The following is an 11,876-nucleotide window of genomic DNA, read 5'->3' as shown; positions in this document are numbered from 1 at the left end:
CAATGTTCTTTGCTTATATCGTCGGATGGAACGTCGATACATCGAGCTGGCGCTCTTCGCATGAACGATCAACGCGGCAGCGCCGAAGTCGCGATTTCGCTCGCGCTGTCCAGTTGCTCGACGTGCCAGCATTTATCGATCAGCGCGCGCGTTTGCTCCGGCGTGAGGATGCCGTCCGCCAGATCGGAGAACTTGGTTTCGAGCTGCTTGTCGGTCATCGGCACTTGCGTGCTGCCGATCGCGTGTTCGATGTACTTGTGCAGCTTGCGGCCATCCTTCAGCGTGATCGTCATGTCGACCTGTTCCGGCTTGATGGACGGATCGACGATCGCGTTCACCTTGTCGCGCAGCTCGATTGTCTTCGGGTCGCGTACCTTGGCGTCGCTGAACTGTTTCTCGCCCGCCGCGCCGTCGATGATCGCGATCGCCACCGCGTGATAGATGCTGAACTTGCCTTCGAGCCCGATCTGCGGCGTCTTCTTGCCCGTCAGTTCGAGCACGAGTGGATGCACGCGAAGATCGATGCGCGCGATCTGATCCGCGCTCAAGTGTTCCTGATTGCGCAACTGGATCGCTGCATCGATCGACGGATGAATGACGATGCCGCACGCGAAAGGCTTATACGTATTCAACGTCGATTCCCAATGCGAACCGAGGCCCTCCGTGATCTCGCGATAATCCTGCTTCGTGCTGATCGTGTTGGCCCAGCCGCGTTTGGCTTCGATCATGCCGTCCGAGCTCGTGTAGTTCTGGCCCGCGAGCAGTGCCGCGAAGATGCCGTTCGCGGCGGCGCGGCCGGGATTGAAGCTCTTGTTCATCGAGCCGAACGACTCGCGCAAGCCGACCGGCTGCGAGGCGGCGAGACCGAGCGCCCAGACCATCTGCTCGACGCTCAGTCCCATCAGCTTGCCCGTCGCCGCCGCCGAGCCGAACACGCCGCACGTACCGGTGATGTGCCAGCCGACATCGTAATGATTCGGATACACCGCATTGCCAATGCGCAACTCCGTTTCGACGCCCAGCACGAGCGCGTTCAGAAAGTCCTTGCCCGTGACGGCGCGATATTGCGAGTACGCCAATATCGCCGACACGACCGGTCCCGCCGGGTGAATGATCGTCTTCAGATGCGTGTCGTCGTAGTCGAAGATATGACTGCTCACGCCGTTGATGAACGCCGCGTTCATGATGTCGAAGCGCTCGGTCCGGCCGAGCAGGTTCGCTTGCGGCGGACCGGAGAACGGCGTGAGCGCGGCGACTGCGCGATTCACGGTCTCGTCGTGCGATCCGCCGACCGCGACGCCGACCCAGTTCATCAACGTCCTGACGCCTTCCTTGCGCACCGGCGCGGGCAGATCGCCATAACCCGTTCTTACGATGAAGTCCGCAAGAATGCGCGTGACGCGCGGCGGCTTCGCATGCGCGCCACTGGCCGATGCGGAAGCGGATGCAGATGCGGCGTTGCTTGTCTGTGCGAACGCTGTCGTGCCTGCCGCCGATGCGAAAGCGCCTGCTGCGCTGGTCATGAGAAAGCTACGGCGATCGATGTTGGGCATGGAGTCGTTTCCTTGAAATGGCACAAGTGGGAACCCGCGCGCAAGTATCATTCCGCGGCAACGAGGCGAACCAAGGGTTTTCCCGATTCCCTTGCATGTCGATTCACGCTTCGATGCATCGTCGTAGAGATGTGTCCAATTTTTCCGCGAAAGGAGAGCACACCATGGCCACCGGAACCATCCGCCTTCACCGTGTCTTGCGTACGACGCCCGAGCGTCTTTATCGCGCGTTCCTCGAACCCGATGCGATCGCGAAGTGGCTTCCGCCTTACGGCTTCACATGTCAGGTCCATCACATGGATGCGCGCCAGGGCGGCACGCACAAGATGTCGTTCCGCAATTTCGGCACGGGCAATAGTCACTCGTTCGGTGGCGAGTACGTCGAGCTGGTGCCGTTCGAGAAGATTCGCTACACGGACCGCTTCGACGATCCGAACCTGCCCGGCGAAATGCAGGTCACCGTTTCGTTGAAGCAGGTCGTGTGCGGGACCGAGCTGAGCATCGTTCAGGAGGGCGTGCCCGAAGTCATTCCGGTGGAGATGTGCTATCTCGGCTGGCAAGAGTCGCTGGAGCAACTCGCGCGGCTCGTCGAGCCTGTGATCCCCGAGTGACGATGCGCGCGATCGAGCCTCTCGTTGATCGGATAAGATACGGCGCCCCGCAACATCAATTCATAACGTGGAGTGCTTTTCGTGATCCAGCCGAGCAACGTATTCAAGGATAACCTCGCCCAATTGCCCGCCATCGACGGCATCGAGCGCATCGATCTGGTCGATGGCAAAGGTGACGTGGTCGCGAGCATCGAGAACAAGCCGGGCAAGCAGGGCTCGCTCGCGGTCTATCACTATCTGAAGCAGGCGTTCGGCGCGCTGGACGCGCAAGCCGCCGAGCATGGTCTCGCCGTGTTCGCCGAACATACCGCCGATGCGCGCAATCGCCCGGGCGCGCATCCGAATGTGGATCGGCTGATTGCGATCGTCGATGGCGGCGAGGCGTTGCGGGTCGACGTGGTTCGGGCGCAGTAAAGCAAAAGCCCGTTCTGCCATGAGCAGAACGGGCTTTTACGATTCATCGCTTGCAGCGGATCAGACCCTCAACTCCACCCGCTTGATGTCCTTCACGATCACGAGATAGCTGAACACCGTGATCAGCGCATTGATCCCGACGAACGCCAGCGCGCCATTGAAAGAGCCCGACTGCGCGACGAGATAGCCGATGACGATCGGCGTCACGATGCCCGCGACATTGCCGAACATGTTGAAGATCGATCCCGAAAGCCCGATGGCTTCCTTCGGCGACGTATCCGCGACCACGGCCCATCCCAAAGCACCGATGCCCTTGCCGAAGAACGCCAGCGACATCAGCGCGACGACGATCCAGTCCGTGTCGACGTAATTGCAGCCGATGATGCACGACGACAGCAGCATGCCGCCGACGATCGGCACCTTGCGCGCGAAAGTGAGCGACTTGCCGCGACGGATGAGGCCATCGGAGATCACGCCACCCAGCACGCCGCCCGTGAAGCCGCAGATCGCCGGCAGTGACGCGACGAAGCCTGCCTGCAGAATCGTCATGTGACGCGCCTGCACGAGATAGATCGGGAACCACGTCAGGAAGAAGTACGTCAACACGTTGATGCAGTACTGCGCGAGATACACGCCGAGCAGCATCCGGTTGGTCAGCAACTGCTTGACGACGGGCCAGCCCACGCTGTGGGACGTGCCACGCGCCACGCCGCCCGCGCGCTGATGACCGCGCACGAGACCGCCGCCTTCCTCGATGTACTCCAGCTCCTGCCGGTTCACGCGCGGATGATCCGCCGGATTCTTCATCACGGCGAGCCACGTCAGCGCGAGCGCGAGACCCGCAACGCCCATCACGATATAGACGTGATGCCAGCCGAAAGCATGCGTGAGCCACGCCATCAACGGCGTAAAAACGACGGCCGCGAAGTACTGCGCCGAGTTGAAGATCGCCGATGCCGTGCCGCGTTCTTTCGTCGGGAACCAGCTCGCGACGACCTTCGCATTGGCCGGAAACGCGGGCGCTTCCGCCGCGCCCATCGCGAAGCGCAGCACGAAGAGGGCGGTCACGGCGGTCGCCGCGCTGCCGAGCAGGCCTATCGAACTTTGCAGCAACGTGAACAGCGACCACAGGAAAATGCTCGCCGCATACACGCGCCGCGCGCCGAAGCGATCCAGCAGCCAGCCCGCGGGCACTTGCGAGAGCACATACGCCCAGCTGAAGGCCGAGAAGATGTAGCCCATGCGGATCGCGTCGAAACCGAATTCGGCGCGCATCGCGGAGCCCGTCACCGACAAGGTCGCGCGGTCCGCATAGTTGAACGTCGTGATCACGAAGATCAGCAACAGAATGAGATAGCGCACCTTGGTGCGCTTCATGACGTCCGCGGGATTCGCGGTGCGGCTCATCGACATGGACTTCCCCTTTCTTTCCGTACGTGCGAGATGCACGGAGGGCCGCTCGCGCGGCCCTCATCGGCGAAGCGTCACACGGCGTCGTGCGTCCTCGCTTCGCCCGTCTCCTGCCTGTGCCTTTACTGCGCGCCGAGCTTCTTGATGAGCACGTCGAGTTGCTCGAGCTCGTCTTCGGTCAGATCGGTCAGCGGCGCGCGCACCGGGCCCGCATCGTGGCCGACGAGTTTCGCGCCCGCCTTGACGATCGACACCGCATAGCCCGCACGGCGATTGCGGATCTTCAGGTACGGCAGGAAGAATTCGTCGATCAGGCGGCCCGTGGTCGCGTGGTCGTCGGCGGCGATTGCGCGATAGAACTCCATCGCGGTCTTCGGGATGAAGTTGAACACCGCCGACGAGTACACCGGCACGCCGAGCGCCTTGTACGCGGCTGCGTAGACTTCGGCCGTCGGCAGGCCGCCCAAGTACGAGAAGCGGTCGCCGAGGCGACGGCGAATCGTCACCATGTTCTCGATTTCGCCGACGCCGTCCTTGAAGCCGATCAGGTTCGGGCAGCTATCCGCGAGTTGCTCCAGCATGTCGGCGTTGAGCTTCGAATTCGCGCGGTTGTAAATGATGACGCCCATGTTCGGCACGGCGCGGCAGACTTCCTCGGCGTGCGCGCGGATGCCTTCCTGCGACGCTTCGGTCAGATAGTGCGGCATCAGCAGAACGCCTTGCGCGCCTTGCTTCTCCGCTTCCTGCGCAAAGGCGATGGCCGTGCGCGTCGGGCCGCCCGCGCCGGCGAGGATCGGCACCTTGCCGCGGCACACTTCGGTGGCCGTCTTCACGATCTGCGAATATTCGGGTTGCGTCAGCGAGAAGAACTCGCCCGTGCCGCCCGCGACGAACAGCGCTGAAGCACCGTAAGGAGCCAGCCATTCGAGGCGCTCCGCGTACGTGTTCGCGCGGAAGTTGCCTTGTTGGTCGAAATCCGTCACGGGGAAGGAGAGCAGGCCTTCGGAAACGATTTGCTTCAGTTCTTGCGGTGTCGTCATGGTGATGAAGTCTCGATGTTCGGCGACCGGCCGATTGCCGATCTCGTAAGTCATCGTACAACATAGACTGACGTCAGACAATCTATTTACGCGTGCAAAATCAATGGATACGGGTAAATACTAACCAATTGTGATTGTCTATGTTGTAGGATGACATAACTCAAGCCGCAGCCGCGCGGTATGTTTGCTCAAGGATTCGTCAGAATGAATCAGTCCCCTCTCTATATTCGCGTCCACCCGGACGACAACGTCGCGATCGTCGTGAACGACGGCGGTCTCGGCGAAGGCGCCACGTTCGCCGATGGCCTCGTGCTGCGCGAACGCGTACCGCAGGGCCACAAGGTCGCGCTGAAGGATCTCGCGGAAGGCGATGCGGTCATCCGCTACAACGTCGTGATCGGCTATGCGACGAAGGCGCTCCCGAAGGGAAGCTGGATCAACGAGCACGTCACGCGCATGCCGACGCCGCCCGAGCTGCACGACCTGCCGATTGCGACGATCAAGGCGCCGGACGAATCGCCGCTGGAAGGCTTCACGTTCGAGGGTTATCGGAACGCCGACGGCTCGGTCGGCACGCGCAACATCCTCGCGATCACGACGACGGTGCAATGCGTCGCGGACGTCGTGCAGCACGCCGTGACGCGCATCAAGGCGGAACTGCTGCCGCGGTATCCGAATGTCGATGACGTCGTGAGCCTCGGTCACACATACGGCTGCGGCGTGGCCATCGACGCGCCCGACGCGATGGTGCCGATCCGCACGGTGCGCAACATCGCGCTGAATCCGAACTTCGGCGGCGAAGTGATGATGGTGTCGCTCGGCTGCGAGAAGCTCCAGCCGGAACGCCTGATGCCGCCGGGCACGATTCCGATCGCGGCGGCATCGGCGGAAACGGAAGACGTGGCCGATATCGGCGACAACACGCACGACGACAACGGCGGCACGGTCGTGTTGCAGGACGAGGCGCACGTCGGCTTCGGCTCGATGATCGAGTCGATCATGCGGATGGCCGAGACGCATCTGAAGCGCCTCAACAATCGCCGTCGCGAGACGTGTTCGGCGGCGGATCTCGTCGTCGGCGTGCAGTGCGGCGGCAGCGATGCGTTTTCCGGGCTGACGGCGAATCCGGCGGTCGGTTTCGCGACCGATCTGCTGGTGCGCGCGGGCGCGACCGTCATGTTCTCGGAGGTCACGGAAGTGCGTGACGGCGTCGCGCAACTGACGGCGCGCGCGGCGAACCGTGAGGTGGCGCAGGCGGTCATCCGCGAGATGCAGTGGTACGACGATTATCTGAAGCGCGGCGGCGCGGACCGCAGCGCGAACACGACGCCGGGCAACAAGAAGGGCGGGCTGTCGAACATCGTCGAGAAGGCGATGGGTTCCATCGTCAAGTCGGGGTCATCGACGATTTCGGGCGTGCTGTCGCCGGGCGAGAAGGTGAAGCAGAAGGGTCTGATTTACGCGGCGACGCCTGCGAGCGATTTCATCTGCGGCACGCTGCAGCTCGCGGCGGGCATCAACCTTCATGTCTTCACGACGGGGCGCGGCACGCCGTACAGCCTCGCCGAAGTGCCGGTGCTGAAGGTCGCGACGCGCTCCGATCTCGCGCGCCGCTGGCACGATCTGATGGACGTGAACGCGGGAACCATCGCGACGGGCGAGGCGACCATCGCCGATGTGGGCTGGGAACTGTTCCGGCTGATGCTCGATGTCGCGAGCGGGAAGAAGCAGACGAAGGCCGAGGCGTTGAAGCTGCACAACGCGCTTGTGTTGTTCAATCCGGCGCCGGTGACGTGATTCGATGCGCGCTCGCCGGAAACGAAATCGCCCCGCTTTGAGCGGGGCGATTTTTTTTGCGGGCGCGGTGTGAGGCGGATGAGCGAGCGGAATGCGCGATCGGACCGCCACGCTGGGCCATTCTTTGGCACGATGACATCGAATCGATGACACGAATCGAGCCCATGCCATCTCCTTTCGCCACACCGCGCCCGCCGATCCCACGCACCGTCTGGGCGCTCGGCCTCGTCAGCCTGTTCATGGACCTGTCCTCCGAGCTGGTGCATGCGCTTCTACCGATCTACCTCGTGACGACCATGGGCATGAGCGTCACCGCACTCGGCGCGCTGGAAGGCGCAGCCGAAGCAACCGCGATGATCGTGAAAGTCTTTTCGGGCGCGCTGAGCGACTGGCTCGGACGCCGCAAGGGCCTGCTGCTCTTCGGCTACGGCCTCGCGGCATTGACAAAGCCGCTGTTCCCCCTCGCCGAAACGCCCGCGCTGGTCGTGGCCGCGCGTCTCGTCGATCGCTTCGGCAAGGGCATTCGCGGCGCGCCGCGCGATGCGCTGGTCGCGGATGTCGCGCCGCCGGAAATCCGTGGCGCCGCTTTCGGCCTGCGGCAGTCGATGGACACGATCGGCGCGTTCGCCGGGCCGTTGCTCGCCATCGTGCTGATGCTCGCGTTCTCCGATCACATCCGCACGGTGCTCTGGTTCGCGACGGTGCCGGCGTTCATCGCCGTCATCATCATTCTGTTCGGCGTGCGTGAGCCGGAAAGCGCGTCCGCACGAGGCGAGAGCTTCCGCTCGCCGCTGCACTGGCGGTCGATGCGCGAGTTTTCTGGGCGCTACTGGTATGTCGTCGCGATCGGCGCGACCTTCACGCTCGCGCGCTTCAGCGAGGCGTTCTTGGTACTGCGCGCGCAGCAGACAGGACTCGATATCGCGTGGATTCCCGCCGTGATGGTCGTGATGAGCCTCGCGTATTCGGCGAGCGCGTATCCGGCGGGCGTGCTGTCCGATCGATGGGACCGGCGCGCGTTGCTCGCCTGCGGCCTGGCGCTGCTGATCGCGGCCGATGTGCTGCTCGGCGCGGGATCGTCGATGCTCACGCTGTTCGCGGGCGTCGCCTTGTGGGGACTGCACATGGGCTTCACGCAAGGCATTCTCGCGGCGATGGTCGCCGAATCCGCGCCGCCTTCCCTGCGCGGCACCGCATTCGGCGTGTTCAATCTCGCGAGCGGCGTCTGCATGGTGCTGGCGAGCGCGATCGCCGGATGGATCTGGGATCGCCATGGCGCGCCGGCGACCTTCTACACCGGCGCCGCGCTCGCGCTGATACCGCTCGTCATGTGCTTCGCGCCACGGCGAGCGGATTCCGCGTCACGAAAGGCTTGAAGCGCCCGATACATACCGTGCAGCCGGCTTGTTCGCCGACAACTCCGGCGCCATCGCCTGCCGCGCCGCTTCGTACGCATCCCACTTCGCGCCGTCGTGCAGCGACGGAATCGTCACGAGCTCATCGCGATCGAAGCCGACGAGCGCCGCATCGACCATATCGCCCGCCGACATCACGATCGCCTTGTCGAGATTCTCGATCGGAAGGCCGCCCGTTTCCCAAAAGTCGGTGGCCGTCGCGCCGGGCAGCACGGCCTGCACGCGCACGCCCTTGCCCGCCAGTTCGCGATGCAGCGACTGGCTGAACGCGAGCACGAACGCCTTGGTGCCGCCATACACGCCGTTGAGGATCTCCGGCGCAATGCTGACGATCGACGCAATGTTGATGATCGCGCCACGGCCTCGCGCGACGAAGCCGGGCACCGCCGCGTAAGCGAGGCGCGTGAGCGCGGTCACGTTGAGATCGATCATGCGCGTCATCGCGTCGACGTCGCTGTCGAGCAAAGGCGTATGCGTGCCGATGCCCGCGTTGTTCACGAGCAGCGTGATGCTCGCGTCATTCTTCAGCTTCGCTTCGACAGTGGCGAGCGCGCTGCGGTCGTTCAGATCGGCATCGAGAATCTCGACGCTGCGGCGCGTCTCGTTCGTGATGCGTTCGGCGAGCGCCGCGAGCTTGTCGCGATTGCGCGCGACGAGAATGAGGTCGTAGCCGCGCCGCGCGAGGCGCTCCGCATAGACCGCGCCGATTCCGGAAGACGCGCCCGTGACGAGCGCGGTGCCGAGGTGTGTCTGCGTCATGTTTCACTCCGTCAGAAAACAAGTGGTTGATTGCGTGAGTGAATTCTGGCCGGATTTGACCGTGACGCAAATGACGTATAGGGTAGTGATTCGTGACATCGCGCGGCAGGAAAACGACATGCACCGCATCGGCTATTTATTGAGCGACGGCTTCCAGATCATGGCGCTCGCCTCGCAGACGGTTTTCGAAATGGCGAACGACGTATCCGGCGAGGCGTTCTACGGCATCGAAAATTATTCGACGGCGGGCGGCGAAGTGCGCTCGTCGCTCGGCATGAAGATCGACACGCGAGCGATCACCGCGCGCACGCAGATGGACACCTGGATCGCCGTCGGCGTCACCACGCCGCTCACGATCGCGCCGCCCGCCGACGTGTTCGCGTTCCTGCGCCGCGCGGCGAAGCGCACGCGGCGTATCGCGGGCATCTGCACGGGCGCATTCGTGCTGGCCGGAGCGGGCCTGCTCGCGAATCGCCGCGCGACCACGCATTGGGCCTACGCGCGCGACATGCAGCGGCTTTATCCCGATGTGCAAGTGGAAGAAGACCGCATCTTCATTGTCGATGGCCCGGTCTGGACGTCGGCGGGCATGACCGCGGGGCTCGATCTCGCGCTCGCGATGGTCGAGAAGGATCTCGGCGCCGATATCGCCCGTTCGGTCGCGCACAAGCTCGTCATGCATCAGCGTCGCGCGGGCGGGCAGTCGCAGCATTCGGAAATGCTCGATCTCGCGCCGAAGTCCGATCGCATCCAGAATGCGCTGAACTATGCGCGCAAGAATCTGAACCGGCCGCTGACGGTCGAGGAGCTCGCGGGCGAGGCGCATCTGAGCCCGCGTCAGTTCAGCCGCGTCTTCACGCTGGAGACGGGGCAGTCGCCGGCGAAAGCCATCGAAGGATTGCGGCTCGAAGCGGCGCGTCTGATGATCGAGAAAAGCCGGCATTCGCTCGAAACGATCGCGCAGGAAACGGGCTTCAGGGACCGCCGTCACATGCGCGAAGCATTCATGCGCGGCTTCGGCGTGCCGCCGCAGGAAGTGCGGCGCGAGGCGCGCACTCAAACGTAACGACTACATCGAGGACAAACAGTGCTGAAGATCAATCCCGCCCGCCTGCTCGACGACCTCCGTCATCTGCGCACGTTCGGCGCGACCGGTCCGGGCGTCGTGCGCCTCTCGCTGTCATCGGTCGATATGGACGCGCGCCGCTGGCTCGCGGGCCGCATGAACGAAGCGGGACTCGCCGCGACGATCGACGGCGTCGGCACCGTGTTCGGCCGCTCGCGCAACGCGGGCCCGGCGCTTTTGATCGGCTCGCACACCGACACGCAACCGACCGGCGGCTGGCTCGACGGCGCGCTCGGCGTCATCTACGGCCTCGAAATCGCGCGGGCGCTCGCCGAATGCGAAACGACGCGTCATTTCGCGGTGGACGTCGCATCGTGGATCGACGAGGAAGGCACGTTCTCGGGCTTTCTCGGCAGCCGCAGTTTCGTCGGCGAAGCCGTCGATGAAGCCCTGCGCCACGCGCGCAATCGCGAAGGCGTCCTGCTCGGCGATGCGCTCGCGCAAGCCGGACTCATCGGCGCGGCGCGCGTGCGTATCGACAGGGCGCGGCACAAGGCGTATCTGGAACCGCACATCGAGCAGGGCGGACGGCTGGAGGCGCACGGCAAGTCGATCGGCGTGGTGACGACGATCGTCGGCATACGCGAGCTGAAGCTGCGCTTCACCGGGCAGCGCAATCACGCGGGCACGACGCCGATGTCGATCCGGCGCGATGCGGGCGCGGCGCTCGTTGCGTTCATCGCGCGCATGGACGAAGCGTTTCGCGCGATCGCCGATGCCGACACCGTCTGGACCGTCGGGCGCATCGAGCTCGATCCGGGTTCGTTCAGCGTGGTGCCGGGCGCGGCGGACATGTATCTGCAATTCCGCGACGCCAGCGCGGAGCGTTTGCGCGCGATGGAAGCCGCGCTCGCCGCGCTGATCCGCGACTTCAATGCCGAAGGGAAAATCGGTGTCGCGATGACGGACAGCGAGCCGCCCGAAGCGCCCGTCGTGATGGACGCCGCCTTGCAGGCGCATATCGCGGAGGCCGCCGAAGCGCTCGCGCCGGGTCAGTGGGAACGCATGCCGAGCGGCGCGTCGCACGATGCGCAGGTGATCGCGCATCATGTGCCGGCGTGCATGCTGTTCGTGCCGAGCATCGGCGGAGCGAGTCACGATTTCATCGAGGACACGGCGGAGTCGCACATCGTGCTCGGCTGCGAAGTGGCGGCGCGGGCAGCGGCGAATATCCTCGCGAGCTTGTCGGCTTAACGCTCGGTGATCTCCGCGATGTATCGCCCGGCGTCGCGCCAGAGGCCGAATCCCGACGCCGGATTCATGTGCCCGACGCGGCCGAGATCGGCGAGCCGCGCGCCCCAGTCGTGCGCCATGCCGGCGACGCGTTCGAAGCGCGCGAGCGGATCGTCATGGCTCGCCGCGACGACGCACGGAAACGGCAGGCGTTCGCGCGGCGTGGGCAGCCATCCGTGCAGCTCGAGTTCATCGACTGACGGATAGCCTTCCGGCAGCGGCGAATCGAAATCGGGCGGCGTGACGAAGAGCGCGCCCTGAATCTCGCGACGATGCCGCTGCGCCCAGTGCACGGAAATCATCACGCCGGCGCTGTGCGCGACGAGCACGACCGGTCCGTCGATCTGCGCGAGCGCCGCGTCGAGCGCGGCGACCCGCGCGCTCCGATCGAGCTTGTCGCGTTGCAGCGGCGGCACGGTACGCACGTTGTCATGCGCGTTGGCGTAATGCGTCTGCCAGTGGTCCTCGACGTGATCGCGCAGGCCGGGGACCATGAGTATCGTCGGTGCGTTCATGCG

11 protein-coding genes are annotated in these 11,876 nt (G+C 64.4%); 6 read left to right on the top strand and 5 right to left on the bottom strand.

Translation table 11 applies throughout. The annotated features are described in order from the left end of the window. Window positions 1–68: 68 nt before the first annotated feature. Window positions 69–1,553, bottom strand: a complete 1,485-nt coding sequence (locus tag QCE49_RS23310) for an MmgE/PrpD family protein (RefSeq protein WP_250457511.1) — start codon at window positions 1,551–1,553, stop codon at window positions 69–71. Between the two features lie 164 nt (window positions 1,554–1,717). Here QCE49_RS23310 and QCE49_RS23305 point away from each other — a divergent pair, with 164 nt between their 5' ends. Then, window positions 1,718–2,164, top strand: coding sequence for an SRPBCC family protein (locus QCE49_RS23305; RefSeq protein WP_008348550.1), 447 nt, complete (start codon window positions 1,718–1,720; stop codon window positions 2,162–2,164). 81 nt (window positions 2,165–2,245) lie between these two features. Further along, window positions 2,246–2,578, top strand: a complete 333-nt coding sequence (locus QCE49_RS23300; protein WP_008348548.1) for a DUF2322 family protein — start codon at window positions 2,246–2,248, stop codon at window positions 2,576–2,578. Between the two features lie 60 nt (window positions 2,579–2,638). On the opposite strand, the gene QCE49_RS23295 is transcribed toward QCE49_RS23300, so the two are convergent. Beyond that, on the bottom strand, window positions 2,639–3,991 hold the full coding sequence (locus tag QCE49_RS23295; RefSeq protein ID WP_008348547.1) for an MFS transporter: 1,353 nt from the start codon (window positions 3,989–3,991) through the stop codon (window positions 2,639–2,641). Between the two features lie 119 nt (window positions 3,992–4,110). Further along, the gene (kdgD, locus tag QCE49_RS23290; protein ID WP_008348545.1) at window positions 4,111–5,028 is read right to left on the bottom strand and encodes a 5-dehydro-4-deoxyglucarate dehydratase; all 918 of its coding nucleotides are present in this window, start codon (window positions 5,026–5,028) and stop codon (window positions 4,111–4,113) included. Window positions 5,029–5,232: 204 nt separating this feature from the next. Here kdgD and garD point away from each other — a divergent pair, with 204 nt between their 5' ends. Both garD and QCE49_RS23280 read left to right on the top strand, forming a co-directional pair. Continuing rightward, window positions 5,233–6,825, top strand: a complete 1,593-nt coding sequence (garD, locus tag QCE49_RS23285) for a galactarate dehydratase (protein ID WP_250457510.1) — start codon at window positions 5,233–5,235, stop codon at window positions 6,823–6,825. A gap of 164 nt (window positions 6,826–6,989) precedes the next feature. Then, on the top strand, window positions 6,990–8,201 hold the full coding sequence (locus QCE49_RS23280) for an MFS transporter (RefSeq protein WP_175981204.1): 1,212 nt from the start codon (window positions 6,990–6,992) through the stop codon (window positions 8,199–8,201). Here the strand turns inward: QCE49_RS23280 and QCE49_RS23275 are convergent. Next, entirely contained in the window at window positions 8,187–8,999 is an 813-nt protein-coding gene (locus QCE49_RS23275) for an SDR family oxidoreductase (protein WP_008348538.1), read from the bottom strand. The genes QCE49_RS23280 and QCE49_RS23275 overlap by 15 nt on opposite strands. A 118-nt stretch (window positions 9,000–9,117) precedes the next feature. On the opposite strand from QCE49_RS23275, the gene QCE49_RS23270 reads away from it, so the two are divergent. Together QCE49_RS23270 and QCE49_RS23265 are read left to right on the top strand one after the other, a co-directional pair. Beyond that, window positions 9,118–10,065: a GlxA family transcriptional regulator gene (locus tag QCE49_RS23270; protein WP_250436924.1), complete on the top strand. Its 948-nt coding sequence runs from the start codon at window positions 9,118–9,120 to the stop codon at window positions 10,063–10,065. 21 nt (window positions 10,066–10,086) lie between these two features. After that, window positions 10,087–11,319 (top strand): Zn-dependent hydrolase, encoded by a 1,233-nt coding sequence (locus QCE49_RS23265; RefSeq protein ID WP_250457509.1) that lies wholly within the window; start codon window positions 10,087–10,089, stop codon window positions 11,317–11,319. Here QCE49_RS23265 and QCE49_RS23260 read toward each other — a convergent pair. After that, window positions 11,316–11,873 (bottom strand): alpha/beta hydrolase, encoded by a 558-nt coding sequence (locus QCE49_RS23260; RefSeq protein WP_175981198.1) that lies wholly within the window; start codon window positions 11,871–11,873, stop codon window positions 11,316–11,318. The two genes, QCE49_RS23265 and QCE49_RS23260, sit on opposite strands and share 4 nt — an antisense overlap. Window positions 11,874–11,876 lie beyond the last annotated feature (3 nt).

Origin of the sequence: Caballeronia sp. LZ008, assembly GCF_031451435.1 — a bacterium.
Classification (GTDB): Bacteria; Pseudomonadota; Gammaproteobacteria; order Burkholderiales; family Burkholderiaceae; genus Caballeronia; species Caballeronia zhejiangensis.
This window is presented reverse-complemented; position numbering and strand designations above follow the sequence as displayed.

What these genes read in the sequence shown, in the direction of transcription:
- kdgD (WP_008348545.1), bottom strand. Translation starts at nt 5,028, where the DNA reads ATGACGACACCGCAAGAACTGAAGCAAATCGTTTCCGAAGGCCTGCTC.
- QCE49_RS23295 (WP_008348547.1), bottom strand. Translation starts at nt 3,991, where the DNA reads ATGTCGATGAGCCGCACCGCGAATCCCGCGGACGTCATGAAGCGCACC.
- QCE49_RS23260 (WP_175981198.1), bottom strand. Translation starts at nt 11,873, where the DNA reads ATGAACGCACCGACGATACTCATGGTCCCCGGCCTGCGCGATCACGTC.
- garD (WP_250457510.1), top strand. Translation starts at nt 5,233, where the DNA reads ATGAATCAGTCCCCTCTCTATATTCGCGTCCACCCGGACGACAACGTC.
- QCE49_RS23270 (WP_250436924.1), top strand. Translation starts at nt 9,118, where the DNA reads ATGCACCGCATCGGCTATTTATTGAGCGACGGCTTCCAGATCATGGCG.
- QCE49_RS23305 (WP_008348550.1), top strand. Translation starts at nt 1,718, where the DNA reads ATGGCCACCGGAACCATCCGCCTTCACCGTGTCTTGCGTACGACGCCC.
- QCE49_RS23280 (WP_175981204.1), top strand. Translation starts at nt 6,990, where the DNA reads ATGCCATCTCCTTTCGCCACACCGCGCCCGCCGATCCCACGCACCGTC.
- QCE49_RS23275 (WP_008348538.1), bottom strand. Translation starts at nt 8,999, where the DNA reads ATGACGCAGACACACCTCGGCACCGCGCTCGTCACGGGCGCGTCTTCC.
- QCE49_RS23310 (WP_250457511.1), bottom strand. Translation starts at nt 1,553, where the DNA reads ATGCCCAACATCGATCGCCGTAGCTTTCTCATGACCAGCGCAGCAGGC.